General features: G+C 72.0%; 12 protein-coding genes and 1 pseudogene. 9 read left to right on the forward strand and 4 right to left on the reverse strand.

All coding sequences use genetic code 11. The annotated features are described in order from the left end of the window. Positions 1–160 precede the first annotated feature (160 nt). A complete protein-coding gene (locus ABZ780_RS22965; protein ID WP_357487446.1) occupies positions 161–1,360 on the reverse strand; it encodes an ROK family transcriptional regulator in 1,200 nt (399 codons plus the stop codon). Between the two features lie 385 nt (positions 1,361–1,745). Between ABZ780_RS22965 and ABZ780_RS22970 the strand changes: the two genes are divergently transcribed. From ABZ780_RS22970 to ABZ780_RS22995, 6 genes are all read left to right on the forward strand, one after another. Then, complete coding sequence (locus ABZ780_RS22970; RefSeq protein WP_357002368.1) at positions 1,746–2,864, forward strand: substrate-binding domain-containing protein; 1,119 nt, start codon at positions 1,746–1,748, stop codon at positions 2,862–2,864. A 103-nt stretch (positions 2,865–2,967) separates the two neighbouring features. Continuing rightward, positions 2,968–3,960 (forward strand): aryldialkylphosphatase, encoded by a 993-nt coding sequence (locus tag ABZ780_RS22975; RefSeq protein WP_357487448.1) that lies wholly within the window; start codon positions 2,968–2,970, stop codon positions 3,958–3,960. Next, a complete protein-coding gene (locus ABZ780_RS22980) occupies positions 3,960–4,964 on the forward strand; it encodes an ROK family protein (protein WP_357002363.1) in 1,005 nt (334 codons plus the stop codon). Before ABZ780_RS22975 ends, ABZ780_RS22980 begins: the two co-directional genes overlap by 1 nt. Beyond that, complete coding sequence (locus ABZ780_RS22985; protein ID WP_357002361.1) at positions 4,965–5,945, forward strand: ABC transporter permease; 981 nt, start codon at positions 4,965–4,967, stop codon at positions 5,943–5,945. Between the two features lie 19 nt (positions 5,946–5,964). Continuing rightward, positions 5,965–7,209, forward strand: coding sequence for an alanine racemase (locus ABZ780_RS22990; protein WP_357002359.1), 1,245 nt, complete (start codon positions 5,965–5,967; stop codon positions 7,207–7,209). Then, entirely contained in the window at positions 7,206–8,006 is an 801-nt protein-coding gene (locus ABZ780_RS22995; protein ID WP_357002357.1) for an ATP-binding cassette domain-containing protein, read from the forward strand. The genes ABZ780_RS22990 and ABZ780_RS22995 overlap by 4 nt, the downstream gene beginning before the upstream one ends. 86 nt (positions 8,007–8,092) lie before the next feature. On the opposite strand, the pseudogene ABZ780_RS23000 reads toward ABZ780_RS22995, so the two are convergent. Further along, positions 8,093–8,236, reverse strand: a pseudogene (locus ABZ780_RS23000) (DNA-binding response regulator); the annotation flags it as partial. Further along, positions 8,224–9,471 carry a sensor domain-containing protein gene (locus tag ABZ780_RS23005; RefSeq protein ID WP_357002355.1) on the reverse strand — a complete coding sequence of 416 codons (1,248 nt, stop codon included), beginning with the start codon at positions 9,469–9,471 and terminating at the stop codon, positions 8,224–8,226. The pseudogene ABZ780_RS23000 and the gene ABZ780_RS23005, both read right to left, overlap by 13 nt. A gap of 670 nt (positions 9,472–10,141) precedes the next feature. Here ABZ780_RS23005 and ABZ780_RS23010 point away from each other — a divergent pair. Continuing rightward, complete coding sequence (locus ABZ780_RS23010; protein WP_357002353.1) at positions 10,142–10,441, forward strand: MerR family transcriptional regulator; 300 nt, start codon at positions 10,142–10,144, stop codon at positions 10,439–10,441. A gap of 21 nt (positions 10,442–10,462) precedes the next feature. On the opposite strand, the gene ABZ780_RS23015 is transcribed toward ABZ780_RS23010, so the two are convergent. Beyond that, the gene (locus ABZ780_RS23015; RefSeq protein WP_357002350.1) at positions 10,463–10,906 is read right to left on the reverse strand and encodes a DUF6223 family protein; all 444 of its coding nucleotides are present in this window, start codon (positions 10,904–10,906) and stop codon (positions 10,463–10,465) included. A 214-nt stretch (positions 10,907–11,120) separates the two neighbouring features. On the opposite strand from ABZ780_RS23015, the gene ABZ780_RS23020 reads away from it, so the two are divergent. Together ABZ780_RS23020 and ABZ780_RS23025 are read left to right on the forward strand one after the other, a co-directional pair. Beyond that, positions 11,121–12,239, forward strand: coding sequence for a histidine kinase (locus tag ABZ780_RS23020; protein ID WP_357002348.1), 1,119 nt, complete (start codon positions 11,121–11,123; stop codon positions 12,237–12,239). Continuing rightward, positions 12,236–12,898: a response regulator transcription factor gene (locus ABZ780_RS23025; RefSeq protein ID WP_357002346.1), complete on the forward strand. Its 663-nt coding sequence runs from the start codon at positions 12,236–12,238 to the stop codon at positions 12,896–12,898. Before ABZ780_RS23020 ends, ABZ780_RS23025 begins: the two co-directional genes overlap by 4 nt. Positions 12,899–12,934 lie beyond the last annotated feature (36 nt).

The following is a 12,934-nucleotide window of genomic DNA, read 5'->3' on the forward strand; positions in this document are numbered from 1 at the left end:
GCTTGCCGCCGTCTGACTCGCCGTCTGCCGCCCCCCCCCCCGCGCCCGCCGCGCACTCCCCGCGCTGGGTTTTGTTTTGGGGGGGGGGGGGGGGCGCCCCCCCCCCCCGGGCGCCCCCCCCCCACGAGCGGCGCCGTCGGGCAGAAGGGCGGCGGACGGATTACGCGATCACTGTGGCGGACAACGCGCCCAGGTCGCAGCCGGCGAGGGCGTCCGACTGGGGCACGTGGGCGAGGTCGGCCTCGGCGAGCCCGAGTCGGCCGTACGCGCTGTGCAACGCCGCCACCACGGCACCCAACGCGCCGGAGAGGTCCCCGAGTTCCGCGCTCTGCACGGCTGCCGCCGTGGCGGGCACGATCTCCCGCAGCCGACTGCCCAGTCGACCGAGGTCGGGCTTGAGGGCGTGGGAGATGCCGCCGCCGAGGACGATCACCTCGGGCTCGTAGGCGACCACCGCGGCGGTGAGGATGATCAGCAGCGCCTGCTCGACGTACTGCTTGACCGGGATCAGGCGGGAGTCGGTGGAGTGGAACACGTCGGCCGCGTTGTCGAACGGTAGGCCGAGATCGCGGGCGCGGGCGAGGATGCCGTGCCCGCTGATGATCTGTTCGAGTGCGCCGCCCAGCGGGCCGGCCGGCAGATGCCCGAACTCGCCGACCATCCCGCTGCGGCCGCGGAACAGCCGCCGTTCGATGGCGACGCCGGCGCCGAGCCCGGCCCCGATGGTGAACATCACCGCGGTCTGCGCGTCGCGGGCGGCGCCGAAGCGCAGCTCGCCGAGGAGCGCGTAGTTGGAGTCGTTGTCCACTTCGACCCCGACCGCCAGCCGCTTCTCCAACAGTCGGAGGAACTCCGGGTCCTCGACCTGAGGAAGGTTCGGCGCGTTGCACACTGTGCGGTCGTGCTGCCGGACGGCTCCGGGCAGCCCCACCGCCACGCAGTCGAGCCGGGCCAGGTTGTCGCCGACGGTCTGCCGGATCAGGTCGGCCAGCCAACGGGCCAGCCGGGGGGCGTCATAGTCGGCCGGTGTGGGGACGGTGCGGCCGACCAGCGGCGTGGCGGCGAGGTCGGCCACCACCAACCGGACGTTGGAACCGCCGACGTCGACCCCGCAGACCACGCCCCGTCCGGTGGCGATCGCCACGCGGGTCGCCCGCCGGCCCCGGGTGGTGGTCGGGGTGCCGTCGGTCTCGGTCAGCAGCCCCTCGTCGAGCAGCACCTCGACGATGCGCGAGACGGTGGCGGGGGAGAGGTCGGTCTCCTGGCCGATGGCGGTGCGGGTCACCGGCCCGTGTGTCAGGACGTGAGCCAGCACGGTCGACCGGTTCGCGCGCCGGGGCGCTTGTGCTTCCACGTCCACCCCCTATTTCTTTTCCGTCCGAATGTTAAGGGCAGGGTGCTGTCGGGGCAACCACCGATCGCGTGTCGGATCGGCGAGTTGCTTCTGCCGCTTGGTGGTTGGCCCGCACCGAATCTGTCACCGGCGCCACCACGCCGCCTCACCAGAAACGGATTTTCGGGTCGAAGCGAGTGGGTGGAATCTTTGATCAACCCTCTTGACGGGCCTGACCAGCGCAGTAATACTTTCACCCTGAACGGAAATAGAGGCCGCCGCCCCACCGGTACGCACCGGATCCCGGGGTGACGGCACGGGTCCCTTGTCACGTGCCGTGCTGGTCGCGTCGGAACCCCGTCTCAGTCCGGAGCCACCGGTTCCGGGCCCGTTGCCTGTGGAGGGAAGAGCTATGAATCTCACCCGTAGACGTGGGGCCGTCCTGGGCGCAATCTGCGCCCTGGCGCTCATGGTCAGCGCCTGCTCGAACGAGACGTCCGGCGACGACGGCGGCGCGTCGAGCGGCCCCCGCACCGAACCGAGCCTGTCGTTCGTCGGCCCCGGCGGGGAGACGCCCACCGCCGCCGACCAGCTGTCGCTGACCCCCGAGGAGCAGCAGAAGGTCAAGGACGGCAACTTCTCGGCCGCCTTCGTCTGGCACGAGGGTTCCGCGCTGACCAAGGCGGTGGAGTCCGGGGTCCGCAAGGAGTTCGACCAGCTCGGCATCAAGGTGCTCGCCAGCACCAGCGCCGAGTTCGACGCGGCCCGGCAGGCCAACAACGTGCAGACCGTGCTGGCGCTCAAGCCCGACCTGATCGTCACCATCGCGGTCGACCCCACCGCGGCGGCCGCGGCCTTCAAGCCCGCCGTGGACGCCGGCGTCAAGCTCGTCGTGATGACCACCCCGCCGAAGGGTTACAAGGCCGGGGAGCAGATCGTCGGGATCGTCACCGCCGACCTGACCGCGTTCGGCAAGGCCAACGCGGAGATGCTCGGCAAGGCGCTCGGCGGCAAGGGCAAGGTCGGCTACATCTACCACGACGCCGACTTCTGGTTCACCAACCAGCGGGACAAGGCGTTCAAGGACTGGCTGAACTTCCTCTACCCGGACATCAAGATCGTCGAGGAGACCGGCTTCTCCGACCCGGCGCGGACCGAGGACATCGCCACCGCGATGCTGACCCGCCACTCCGACCTGAACGGCGTCTACGTCGCCTGGGCCACCGCCGCCGAGGGCGTGCTCGCCGCGACCCGGCAGCAGGGACGTACCGACGTCAAGATCGTCACCAACGACCTGGAGGCGAACCTCGCCGCCGACCTGGTCAAGGGCGGCAACATCGTCGGCGTCGTCGCCAACGGCTCCACCCGGCTCGGCCAGAGCCTGGGCATCGTCGCCGCCTACGGGCTGCTCGACAAGAAGGCCCCGGAGCTGGTCGTCGGATCGCCGATGGCCGCCACCAAGGAGAACATCGCCGAGGCCTGGCGCGACGACTACGGCCAGGAGCCCCCGGCCGAGGTGCGCGGCAACTGACAGCAGGCAACGAGGTCCGGGGCCTCTCCAGAGAGACCCCGGACCTCACCTGGGCCACGCCACACGGGCCTCGGCCTGGGCGAAGCGATGGAAGGAAAGCCAGATGGGGTACGTCCAGACAGTCCTCGGGCCGGTGTCCCCCGAGTCGCTCGGCCGGGTGCTGAGTCACGAGCACCTCGGCGCGCTGGTGCCCGGGCCGTGGCTGTCCGGCGGTGCCGGCGACGACCGCGCGGACCTCGCCGTCGACGCGGTACGGGGCCTGCCGGAGCTGGGCTTCGGCACGATCGTGGACCTGTCCCCGTACGAAGTGGTGGGTCACGACGTCACCCTGCTGCGCGAGGTGGCCCAACGCACCGGCCTGCACGTCGTCGCCGGGTCGGCGATCTACCTGGAGCCGTACTCGCCGGGCTGGGCCCTGAAGGCCAGCGTGGACGAGATGCGGGAGCGGTTCGTCGCCGACGCCACCATCGGCGTGGGGGACACCGGCGTCAAGGTCGGCATCTTCGGCGAGCAGGCCACCGGGCTGAACGAGATCACCCCGCACGAGGAGAAGTGCCTGCGGGCCGCCGCCCGCGCCCACGTCGCCACCGGCCTGTCGGTCAACACCCACACCACGCACGGCACGATGGCGCTGGAGCAGGTCGAGATCCTCCGCGAGGAGAAGGCCGACCTCTCCCGGGTCGTCATCGGCCACCTGGACATCAACCCCGACCCGGCCTACCTGCGGGCGGTGCTGGCGACCGGCGTCAACATCGCCTTCGACACGCTCGGCAAGCAGTTCTGGGACTTCGTGCTCGCCCCGCTGCCCGAGGACCCGCCGGAGGGCGAGTTCGGCAAACGGGCGTACCACCGGCCCGACCACGCCCGGCTGGACATGCTCGCCGGGTTGGTTCGGGACGGCTACGCCGACCGGATCCTGCTCTCGATGGACCTGACCGGCGCCGAGGCGTACCTGAACCCGGGCACGCACGGTCGCCTCGGGTACTCGTACCTGGGCCAGGAGATCGTGCCGGGTCTCGCCCGGCGCGGCGTGCCGCCGGAGGCGCTCGACCAGATGCTGGTGGCCAACCCGGCCCGACTCCTGACGGTCGGCTGATGGCCGCGCATTCGCCGTCCGTCCCGGCCGGGTACGTCGCCGGTGTGGACCTCGGCGGCACCAAGCTCCGGGCCGCGCTCGCGGATCTCGCCGGTCACATCGTGGCCGAGGACGTGCAGGCCACCGACCCCCGTGGCGGGGTGGCGGTCGCCGCGCAGATCGACACGCTGCTCCGCGACCTGGCTCTCCGGTCCGGTGTGCGGTGGTCCGACATCCGGGTCAGCGCGATCGGCCTGCCCGGCGCCCCGGACCCGGCGACCGGCACCGTCGACCTCTCCCCGAACGTCTCCGAACTCGGGGCCTTCGACATCCGGACCGAGCTGACCAGCCGTCTGGGACACCCGGTGGTGCTGGACAACGACGTCAACATGGCGGCCGCCGGGGAGCGGTGGCTGGGCAGCGGACGTACCCACCGGCACTTCGTGTTCGTGGCCGTCGGCACCGGGATCGGCATGGGCATCGTGTTGAACGGGGAACTGGTCCGCGGCGCCCGTGGCGCGGCGGGGGAGATCTCCTACCTGCCGCTGGGCACCGACCCGTTCGACCCGGCCAACCAGATCCACGGCGCGCTGGAGCAGGCCGTCGCCGGTGCCGCCCTGGCCGCCCGCTATCGAGCGGTGAGCGGCGAGCAGGCCAGCGTGCCCGACGTCTTCGCCCGCGCCGCTGCCGGCGATCAGGGGGCCCGGACGGCCATCGACGAGGAGGCCCGCTTCATCGCGTTGGCCATCGTCGCGGTCACCGCCGTCCTCGACCCGGAGGCGGTCGTCCTCGGCGGCGGGATCGGCTCCCGGACCGAGTTGGTCGAGCCGGTCCGGCGCTGGGTCGCCGCGCTGAGCGCGGATGCCCCGGAGATCAAGACCAGCCAGCTCGGCGACCGGGCCGGCGTACTTGGTGCCGTCGCGGTCGCCCGCCAAGAGGCCGGCGTCCACCCCGATGCGCCGGCGCGGCTCGTCGCGGCCCAGCCCGGCAGGAACGCCTCTTTCGAATCAGCGGAGGGACGATAGATGACCCAGACCGATGCGGCGGTCAAGGCCAGAAGCGGGCCGACCTGGAGCAGGTTCAACTGGCGTGACTATGTGGTCTACATCGGCTTCGCCGTCGTGTTCCTGTTCTTCGCCATCACGCAGGGCAGCAACGGCTTCCTGACCACCAGCAACCTCACCAACATCGTCATCCAGACCGCGCCGATCACGGTCATGGCCGTCGGGCTGGTCTTCGTGCTGGCGGCCGGTGAGATCGACCTGTCGATCGGCTCGGTCGTCGCGCTCTCCGCGCTGGTCGGCGCGGTGACGCTGCGGGAGACCGACAGCATGCTGCTCGGCGCGGCTGCCGGACTGCTCGCCGGTGCGGCGGTCGGCCTGGTCAACGGTGTCTTCGTCACCCTCGTGCGGCTGCCCTCCTTCCTGGTCACCCTCGCCACGATGGGCGCGGTGGCCGGCCTGGCCCGCGAGGTCACCGGCCTGCAGTCGGTGCCGGTCAGCAACGAGGCGTTCCTCTCGCTCTTCGGCCAGGGCGAGATCCTCGGCATCCCCGGCCTGGTGCTCTGGTCGGTGGCGGCCGCGGTCGTCGGCTACATCGTGCTGCGGCAGACTCGGTACGGGGCGCACACCCTCGCGATCGGCGACAACGTCGCCGCGGCCCGGGTCAGCGGCATCAAGGTGGTCCGCGTCAAGATCATGGTGATGATGGGCAGCGCGATGTGCGCCGCCATGGCCGGCCTGCTGTACGCCGGCCGCCTCCAGGGCGCCCGGTACACCCTCGGCGAGGCCGACCTGATGTCCGTGATCGCCGCCGTGATCGTCGGCGGGACCAGCCTGTTCGGCGGCAAGGGCTCCATCGTCGGGGCGCTGCTGGGCAGCCTGCTGATGGGCATGCTCAACAACGGCCTGATCCTGGCCGGGCTGTCCGTGTCCCAGCAGATGATGGCGCGCGGCGCGATCATCCTCGTGGCCGTCTCCCTCTCGCTGCGCGAGCGGCGCAGCTGACCCGGAAGGAAGCACACGCATGTTTCTGGATCTGCTGCGACGCCGCAACCCGGGCCTCCTGACCGCTGCCGCGGACCTGCACCAGAAGGGCGACCTGCCGGCCAACTGCTACGCGCTGGACCTGGACACCGTGGCGACCAACGCCGTCGCCATCCGGCGCGAGGCCGACCGGCTCGGGCTGACCGCCTACGCGATGACCAAGCAGGTCGGGCGGAATCCCGACTTCTGCCGGACGGTCCGCGACGCCGGCATCACCGAGGCGGTCGGCGTCGACCTGCAGTGCGCGCTCGCCGACCGGCGCGGCGGGCTCGGCATCGGTCACCTCGGTCACCTGGTGCAGATTCCCCGGCACGAGGCGGCCACCGCCGCCGCGCTCGCCCCGAAGCACTGGACGGTGTTCGACGACACCAAGGCCGGCGAGGCGGCGGCCGCGAACGCCGCGACCGGCCGGGAGCAGGCGCTGCTCGCCCGGGTCAGCGCCCCCGGCGACCGCTTCTACCGGGGTCACGAGGGCGGCTACCCGGCCGACGAGATCGTCGCGGTCGCCGACCGGCTCGACGCCCTCGCCGGTGCGCGGTTCGCGGGTGTCACCAGCTTCCCGACCCAACTGTTCGACCCGGCCGCCGGTCGGGTGGTGCCGACGCCCAACCTCGACACCCTGCGGACCGCCGCCGCCGCGCTGCGCGCCGCCGGGCGGTCGCACGTCGAGATCAACGCCCCGGGTACGACGTCCGCCGCGATCCTGGGCATGCTCGCCGAGGCTGGCGCCACCCAGGTCGAGCCCGGTCACGGGCTGACCGGCACGACGCCCTGGCACGCGGTCACCGACCTGGTCGAGGAGCCGGCGGTGCTCTACGTCAGCGAGGTGTCCCACCTGTGGGGCGGCCGGGCCTACGTCTTCGGTGGCGGGCTCTACGTCGACCCCGTGCTCGGTCTGGGCGGCACCCGCGCCCTGATCGTGCCCCGGGGCGGCGGTCTCGACGACGCGCACCTGGTCGACGTGGAGATGCCCGCACCGGAGGCGATCGACTACTACGCGATGGCCGACGTCTCCGCCGTGCCGTCCGTCGCGCCCGGCGACACGGTCCTGTTCGGATTCCGGCCGCAGGTCTTCGTCACCCGGGCACTGACCGCGGGCGTGACCGGCGTCCGGTCCGGTGCCCCGGCCGTGACCGGCGTCTACGCCGCCGACGGTTCGACGCCGATCCGGATCGACGACACCGACGCGAGCACCCACTCGGCTGGCACAGGGAGGCAATCATGAGCACGGTCACCCGGAACACCGTCCCGGCCGGTGGCGAGGCCGCAACCGGCGCACCGCCGTTGCAGTTGCGCGACATCCGTAAGCAGTTCGGCGGGGTCGTCGCGATCGAGCGCTTCGACCTGGAGTTGGCCGCCGGCCAGATCACCGCACTGGTCGGCGACAACGGCGCCGGCAAGTCCACCCTCGTGAAGATCATTTCTGGGGTGTACCAGCCGACCGAGGGCGAACTGCGGATGCACGGCCGGCCGGTGTCGTTCCGGGACGCCTCCGATGCCCGCAAGCAGGGTGTCGAGGTGGTCTACCAGGACCTCGCCCTGGCCGACTCACAGCCGGTCTACATGAACATGTTCCTCGGACGGGAGTTGGTCCGCGGCCCGCTGCGGCTGCTGGACCGGCGCCGGATGGCGCGGGAGACCCAGGAGCTGGTGGATGCCCTGGACGTCCGCATCCCCAGCGCGAAGGCGACGATCAGGGACCTCTCCGGTGGGCAGCGGCAGGCGGTGGCGATCTGCCGTGCCACCCACTGGGCCAGCGGCCTGGTGCTGATGGACGAGCCGACCGCCGCGCTCGGGGTGGCCGAGACCGCCAAGGTGGAGCAACTGATCATGAAGTTGCGGGAACGGGGCGCCGCCGTGCTGATCGTCAGCCACAACCTCGACCAGGTCTTCCGGATCGCCGACCGGGTGGCCGTGCTGCGCCGAGGGCGCCAGGTCGGAGTGCGCAACATCGAGGAGACCAGCCGCAACGAGATCGTCTCGATGATCACCGGTGCGTCCGCGGAGGTCGAGCGGCCCTGAGCCCCGGCTGCTGTTGGTGAAGCCGGGGCGTCACCAACAGCAGCCGGCCAGGCCGGCGATCAGTGCGCCGTGGACAGGAAGTGGGCGACGTCCGGGGCGTACGAGCAGACGGCTGCCAGGAACGGGCCCGGCGAGTCGGTGGTGGCGACCACGTCGAGCGACTCGGCCCGCAGCAGTAGGGCCAGCCCTTCGCGCAGCAGGGGATCGTCTTCGGCGATCACGATCCGCATGGCAGCTCCACCTGTATCGTCGTCGGCCCGCCGGGCGGGCTGATCAGCGAGAACCGTCCGTCGTACGCCTCGACCCGCCGGCGGATGCCGGCGATCCCGGAACCGTCGCGCTCAGCGGCGCCACCGTGGCCGTCGTCGCTCACCCGCAGCAGGATCTGTGCGCTCTCCCGCCGGGCCGTGACGGTGACGGACGTGGCGCCGCTGTGCTTGTTCACGTTGGTCAGCGCCTCGGCTACGACGAAGTAGGCGGTGGCCTCGACGGAGGCTGCGCACCGGCCGGGCACGTCGATGTCGAGCCGGCACGGCACGGCGCTGCCGGCGGCCAGGCCGCCGAGAGCGTCGGCCAGGCCACGGTCGGCCAGCACCGGCGGCAGGATGCCGCGCACGACGGTACGCAACTCGGCCAGCGCCTGCTCGGCGGCGTCCTGGGCACGCTCCAGAACGGCCGCCGCCGAGTCCGGATCCCGGGTCAGCGCCCGACGGGCCGCGCCGATCAGCACGTTGACCGCCACCAGCCGGTTCTGTGTCCCGTCGTGCAGTGACCGTTCGATGCGGCGCAGCTCCGCGGCGTGGGCGTCCAGCGCGGCAGCGCGGGTGGCGGTCAGTTGCGCCACCCGCAGCGACAGGTCGGCGCCGGGGGGTGGCGCCAGCAGACGACGGCCGGGCCACGCCTGGAGGCGGGCCATTCCCGGCCCGACGGCCAGGCCGACGGCCAGCCAGCCGATGCCCAGAACTCCCGCCCCGAGCGCGTCCAGGAACCCGTCGATCCGCCAGGTCAGCAACCCTGGCCCGGTGGAGCCGGGCGGCAGCAGCCAGAACCACAATGGGAACGTGACGCCCTGCAGCGCGTACAGGGCGATGACGAGGGCGAGCAGGCCGATCAGGAAGCCGGCGAAGGCGTGTACCGCCAGCCAGCCCAACTCCCGCCGCACGGCGTAGTCCCGCAACGCCACGCGCAGTCCGGCCGGCACCGGCCCGGGATCGATGACCCTCGGACCCCAGCGGGACAGGCGGTCCCGTTCACGGTTGGCGACCGCCCGCACCATCCGCAGGGTGGGCGACGGGAGGAGGAATCCGATGCCGATGACATGGGCAAGCCCACCGAGCGCCAGGAGTGACGTGCTCAGCCCGCCGACGAGGTGTTCCAGGGCATCGACCGCGAGACGTATCCGGTCGTTCAGGTAACGCCGGCCGGCGTGGAAACGCCTGCCACCGGCCCAGTCCTCGATCGCCACCGCACCTCCCCGCCAGACCATAGGACACCGGTCCGGACCGGGCGACGGCGCGGCCGTGATAGCGCTGCTGCCGGTGCGACGTCACCACCCGCCGCAGCGCGCAACAGGAAGAAAAAAAACTTGTGCCCGTTGTCGTAGATATTCTCGGCAGGGTCGGTTAAGGTATCTCTCGTTGACAGCAGAGGAACGTAAAGACGCGGACGGGCTCGTCGCACGAGACGGGCAGCGGGCTGAGAGCCGGCGCACATCGCCGCTTTCGCCCGCACGGCAGTGCGGATAGGCAAGCTCCGGTCGATGTGACGGGGCGTCGCAGGTGGGGCCGAGGCACGTTCAGGGCTCCAGCTGACAGTTCGTCGCCGACGTGTGGGGCCACGAAGTTGCGTGGGGCCTCCACGCGGGCGAGCAGTTCAGGCAATGGAAGCAGAGGAAAGGGAGGGTTCCACACCGTTGGATCGCCCGCTACCGGCCGCTGTTCGGGCCGGGCGGACACCGCAGTTTCCATCGAACGAGAGGTGGTCTCCGGTCACGCTTATGCGATCCTCGCACCCGTTGCCTGCACAGCAGGCTGGTGCGGAAAGGACAAGCCGACGTTCTCGTCGGTAGATGGTGTTCAAACCCATAACCCTGGGCCCCGGCGCATCAGCGCCGGGGCCCTCGACATGGAGGTCAGATGGGCCAAGGACCCGAGGACATGTTCGGCGACGAGGACTTCCCCGCGTACACGATCGGCCGTGCCGCCGAGATCGTCGGCACCACCCAGGAGTTCCTACGCAGGTTGGACGAGGCGAAGCTGATCGACCCGCAACGCTCGGCCGGCGGGCACCGCCGCTACTCCCGCTATCAACTGCGGCTGGCCGCGAGGGCCAGGGAGATGGTCGACCAGGGCACGGCGCTGGAAGCCGCCTGCCGCATCATCATCCTGGAGGACCAGCTCGAGGAGGCCCTGCGGCAGAACCAGGCCCGCCCATGACCACACCCGGCGCCTGGCACGTCAGCCGGTGCGCCGGGAGCGGTTGAGCGCGAGAACACCGAGGCCCAGGGCGAGCACGCCCACCACCAGGGCGACGTAGGCCCCGCCTCGCCCGTTGCCGGTGCCGATCCCGCTGTCCGAGGTGACCACCACCAGGGCACCGAGCGCCATGCCGATCAGCCCCGCCGCCAGGGCCATGGTGGCACCGAGCCGGCCGTTGCCGGTGCCGAGGCGACTTCCGGGACGGGCCAGTGACAGCGCGCCGACGATGACGCCGGCCAGGCCCAGCACCGCTGCCACGGAGGCGCCGACGCGCCCGCCGCTCATGGTGGTGACGCTGGCGGCGGCCTGCTGGTCCGACGCGTACGCGGCCACCGGAGCGGCGAGCACGACCACGCCGGACAGCGCGGACGCGACGGCGGCGACCACCAGCCGGGCGGACTTCGGGTTCCTTGGCGCGTTCATGTTCCACTCCTTCGTCGTACGGCGTTGTGGTCTGATCCTGTCGCCGGGCAGGCCGCCGGTCGTCCGGCAGCCGGACGCGCTTTCGGCTGCCGCCGAGGGCGTACCCGGCTGCTGCGGACGGGGCGGGCGCCGCACGCGCTACCGCAGGCGCGGTAGTGGTGGCTCGTCCGCCAGGGGGAGTCGCGGGTGACGTGCCCGGGGCTACCGTTCCGGCATGAGCACGGGACGGCCAGGCGTCCGGGACATCGGAATCGCCGTGTGCGTGGCGGCGGCGCTGCTGGCCGCCGGGCTCTCCGAGGACCGCTCCCGCATCTCCCTGGACCTGCTCGGTCTCGCGCTGCTGGCAGCCAGCGGTCTGGCTCTGGCCGCGCGCCGTCACGCTCCCGTCGCCGTCCTGGCGGTCAGCGGGATGTGCGGGGTGGGTTACCAGGCGGTCGGGTTCGATGTGCCCACCGTCGCCTTCCTGTTCGCGGTGTACGCCGCCGTACGGGCCGGGCATCGCGCCGTCACGATCGTCGCGGCCGTGCTGATGCTGGTCGCCCTGCCGCTCGCGGCCCTGGCCCCACCGCACCACCTGCCGGTGGGCGAGGCACTCACGCGGGCCAGGGGCGCGCTTGAGCTCGCGTGGCTGGTCGCCGCCGCCGCCGCGGGCGAGGCGCTGCGGCAGGCCGAGCGGCGGGCCGACGAAGCCGAACGCACCCGGGAGCAGGCCGCGCGCCGCCGCGCCGACGAAGAGCGGCTGCACATCGCGCGGGAGCTGCACGACTCGCTCACCCACCAGATCTCGATCATCAAAGTGCAGGCCGAGGTGGCCGTCCACCTGGCCCGCAGGCGGGGTGAGGCGGTGCCGGAGGCGCTGCTCGCCATCCGGGAGGCCGGCCGTGAGGCGAGCCGTGAGCTGCGGGCGACCCTGGAGGCGCTGCGCGAGGATGGCGGCAACCCGCAGCGCGGGCTCGACCACCTCTCGGAGCTGGTGGAGCGGGCCCGGATGGCCGGCCTGGACGCGACGTTGACGATCGAGGGGCAGCGACACGACGTACCGGCCGCGGTGGACCGGACCGCCTACCGGATCGTTCAGGAGTCCCTCACCAACATCGCCCGGCACGCCGCTGCCGCGACGGCGTCGGTCCGCGTCGACTACCGTCCGGACGCTCTCGCCATCCGCGTCGACGACGACGGCACGGCCACGGTCGGCACGACGCCGACGCCCGGCGTGGGGCTGCTCGGAATGCGCGAACGGGTCACCGCCCTCGGCGGTCGGCTCCGCGCCGAACCCCGTGACGAAGGCGGCTTCACCGTCCACGCCGAACTCCCGGTCGGGCCGACCTCGTGATCCGCGTCCTGCTGGTCGACGACCAGCCGCTCCTGCGCAGCGGCTTCCGCGCGCTCCTCGACGTCGAGGACGACATCGAGGTGGTGGGCGAGGCCGCCGACGGCCGGCAGGGCCTGGCCCTGGCCAGGGAGCACCTGCCCGACATCGCGCTCGTCGACATCCAGATGCCGGTCATGGACGGCATCGAGGCGACCCGGCTCATCGCCGCGGACCCGGCCCTGGTCGGGGTGCACGTCGTCATCCTGACCAACTACGGCCTGGACGAACATGTCTTCCACGCGCTGCGCGCCGGTGCCGCAGGGTTCCTCGTCAAGGACATCGAGCCGGAGGACTTCCTGCACGCCGTCCGCGTCGCCGCACGCGGCGACGCGCTGCTCGCACCGTCGATCACCCGCAGGCTCATCGACAGGTACGTCACCGAGCCGCTCCACCTGCGTGCCCACGCCGGTCTGGCCGGGCTGACCAACCGGGAACGGGAAACCGTCGCCCTCGTCGCGCGGGGCCTCTCCAACGACGAGATCGCCGACCGCATGGTGATCAGCCCGCTAACCGCGAAGACACACGTCAACCGGGCCATGGCCAAGCTGCACGCGCGGGACCGCGCCCAACTCGTCGTCATCGCGTACGAGTGCGGCCTGGTGGCCCCGCGTCCGCGCTGAGGGCGGGGGGCGTCCCCCGAGGGCCGGCGCGGTGAT

The organism is Micromonospora sp. NPDC047467, from assembly GCF_040643095.1.
In the GTDB taxonomy this organism is placed as follows: Bacteria; Actinomycetota; Actinomycetes; order Mycobacteriales; family Micromonosporaceae; genus Micromonospora.

Bases quoted from the DNA above. Each gene is read 5' to 3' on its own strand.
- ABZ780_RS22970 (WP_357002368.1), top strand. From the start codon at position 1,746: ATGAATCTCACCCGTAGACGTGGGGCCGTCCTGGGCGCAATCTGCGCC.
- ABZ780_RS22975 (WP_357487448.1), top strand. From the start codon at position 2,968: ATGGGGTACGTCCAGACAGTCCTCGGGCCGGTGTCCCCCGAGTCGCTC.
- ABZ780_RS22980 (WP_357002363.1), top strand. From the start codon at position 3,960: ATGGCCGCGCATTCGCCGTCCGTCCCGGCCGGGTACGTCGCCGGTGTG.
- ABZ780_RS22985 (WP_357002361.1), top strand. From the start codon at position 4,965: ATGACCCAGACCGATGCGGCGGTCAAGGCCAGAAGCGGGCCGACCTGG.
- ABZ780_RS22990 (WP_357002359.1), top strand. From the start codon at position 5,965: ATGTTTCTGGATCTGCTGCGACGCCGCAACCCGGGCCTCCTGACCGCT.
- ABZ780_RS22995 (WP_357002357.1), top strand. From the start codon at position 7,206: ATGAGCACGGTCACCCGGAACACCGTCCCGGCCGGTGGCGAGGCCGCA.
- ABZ780_RS23010 (WP_357002353.1), top strand. From the start codon at position 10,142: ATGGGCCAAGGACCCGAGGACATGTTCGGCGACGAGGACTTCCCCGCG.
- ABZ780_RS23015 (WP_357002350.1), bottom strand. From the start codon at position 10,906: ATGAACGCGCCAAGGAACCCGAAGTCCGCCCGGCTGGTGGTCGCCGCC.
- ABZ780_RS23020 (WP_357002348.1), top strand. From the start codon at position 11,121: ATGAGCACGGGACGGCCAGGCGTCCGGGACATCGGAATCGCCGTGTGC.